We start from the raw sequence: 1,831 nt of genomic DNA on the forward strand, positions 1-1,831 counted from the left end.
TCATCGGGGTGCTCCATGACGTGGGTCGGCAATGCTATCCTAGATAGGTATGCCCCTCCGCTTTTCCATGGCTGAACGGATGCCGATCCTTCAGTGTGCGTTGCCGTTCAGGCGGGTGATCTTGCAACCGTGGTTGTGAGCGATGAGGATGCTCGCTGGCGATAAAATAAACGCCGCCGGAGGGCCTCTCCGGCGGCTTTTCTCAAGGCAGTTCTTTCGCTTAATGCAGGATCTGGCTGAGGAAGAGTTTGGTGCGCTCGTGCTGCGGGTTGTCGAAGAATTCGGCGGGCGAATTCTGTTCGACGATCTGGCCCTGGTCCATGAAGATGACGCGGTTTGCGACCTGACGGGCAAAGCCCATTTCGTGGGTGACGCAGAGCATCGTCATGCCTTCTTCCGCAAGGCCCACCATCGTATCCAGCACTTCCTTGATCATTTCCGGATCGAGCGCCGAGGTGGGCTCGTCGAATAGCATGATCTTCGGGTTCATGCAGAGCGAGCGAGCAATCGCCACGCGCTGCTGCTGGCCGCCGGAAAGTTGGCCGGGATACTTGTTCGCCTGTTCCGGGATCTTGACGCGCTTCAGGAAGTGCATGGCGACCTCGTCGGCCTGCTTTTTCGGCATCTTGCGCACCCAGATCGGCGCCAGCGTGCAGTTTTCGAGGATCGTCAGATGCGGAAATAGATTGAAGTGCTGGAACACCATGCCGACTTCGCGGCGCACTTCGTCGATCTTCTTCAGGTCGTTCGTGAGCTCCGTGCCGTCAACGAGAATGTGGCCTTTCTGGTGCTCTTCCAGACGGTTGATGCAACGGATCATCGTCGACTTTCCCGACCCCGACGGGCCGGCGATGACGATGCGCTCACCACGCATGACCTTGAGGTTGATGTCGCGCAGCACGTGAAAATCACCGTACCACTTGTTCATGTTGATGATTTCGACCGCCACGTCCGTTGCGGAAACGGTCATTTTCTTGGGTTCAGCCATGTTTATTCCCTCATTCTTATCGTTTGTGGCCGGTGTCGAGGTAGCGTTCCATGAACACGGAATAGCGCGACATGCCGAAGCAGAAAATCCAGAAGATGAAGCCTGCGAAGACGAGGCCTGTCAGCGGCGTGACCGAGCTTGCCCAGTTGGAATCGGTAAAGTTCAGGCGCACGATGCCGAGCAGGTCGAACATGCTGATGATCGAAACGAGCGACGTATCCTTGAACATGCCGATGAACGTATTGACGATCCCCGGGATGACCAGCTTGATCGCCTGCGGCAGAACGATGAGCCGCATCTTCTGCCAGTAGCCAAGACCGAGTGAATCGGCTCCCTCATACTGGCCCTTCGGGATCGCCTGCAGGCCACCGCGAATGACTTCCGCCATATAGGCGGAGGCGAAGATCGAGACACCGATCACCGCGCGCATCAGCTTGTCGACATTCCAGCCGGTCGGCAGGAAGAGCGGCAGCATGACGCTTGCCATGAAAAGGACTGTGATCAGCGGTATGCCGCGGATCACTTCGATGAAAGTGACGCAGACCATCTTCACGACGGGCATTGTCGATCGCCGACCAAGCGCGAGCACGATGCCGAACGGCAGCGAGACGGCCATGCCGACGAAGGACACGACCAGCGTCACGAGCAGGCCGCCCCAGAGCGGCGAGTCGACGACTTCAAGGCCGAAGCCGCCGTACAGCAGGAAGAACGAGACGATCGGCAGCACGGCGAAGAGCAGGATCGCGTTCAGACCTTTGCGCGGTACCGACGGGATCAACAGGGGGATCAGCAGCACTGCAAAGAGGATGAAGACAATCGTCGGACGCCAGCGCTCGTCGAGCG

The 1,831-nt window shown here is 58.3% G+C and carries 2 protein-coding genes; both read right to left on the reverse strand.

From position 1 onward, the window contains the following. Window positions 1-220: 220 nt before the first annotated feature. The gene (locus C9413_RS31765) at window positions 221-988 is read right to left on the reverse strand and encodes an amino acid ABC transporter ATP-binding protein (protein ID WP_039844780.1); all 768 of its coding nucleotides are present in this window, start codon (window positions 986-988) and stop codon (window positions 221-223) included. A 16-nt stretch (window positions 989-1,004) separates the two neighbouring features. Continuing rightward, window positions 1,005-1,831 (reverse strand): amino acid ABC transporter permease (locus C9413_RS31770; RefSeq protein ID WP_170251496.1); only part of this gene is annotated, 827 nt, incomplete at its 5' end.

It is taken from the genome of Rhizobium sp. SEMIA 4085 (genome assembly GCF_013004495.1).
GTDB lineage: Bacteria > Pseudomonadota > Alphaproteobacteria > Rhizobiales > Rhizobiaceae > Rhizobium > Rhizobium gallicum.

Coding starts and splice junctions, on each gene's coding strand:
- C9413_RS31765 (WP_039844780.1), bottom strand. CDS start 988: ATGGCTGAACCCAAGAAAATGACCGTTTCCGCAACGGACGTGGCGGTC.